This is a genomic window from Gemmiger formicilis, from assembly GCF_024462815.1.
Classification (GTDB): domain Bacteria; phylum Bacillota; class Clostridia; order Oscillospirales; family Ruminococcaceae; genus Gemmiger.
Genome location: NZ_JANGCG010000077.1, coordinates 1 through 262 on the forward strand (window position 1 = coordinate 1; position 262 = coordinate 262).

Annotated in this window: 1 protein-coding gene; it reads left to right on the forward strand. The window is 49.2% G+C overall.

All coding sequences use genetic code 11. The annotated features are described in order from the left end of the window. Positions 1-54 precede the first annotated feature (54 nt). A partial coding sequence (locus NE623_RS14565; protein WP_256276167.1) for a YitT family protein occupies positions 55-262 on the forward strand: 208 nt, incomplete at its 3' end.

Consider the following 262-nt stretch of genomic DNA (forward strand, 5'->3'; position numbering starts at 1 on the left):
CTTTTTTTGCTAAAATTGATTACGCATGGGAATAGTTAAGAAAGGAGTGTCGAAATGAACAAGCCAAAATTCAAATGGACCACTAGTGACACGATCAACATCCTGATGATTGCCCTGGGCTCGGCCATCTACGCCTTCAGCGTGGACATGGTGTCGATTCCCAACAAGCTGGCCGACGGAGGATTGTCGGGTTTCACCCTGATCATCCGCCACTTCTGGGGGGTCAACCTCGGTCTCAGCACCTTCATCATCAACATTCCCT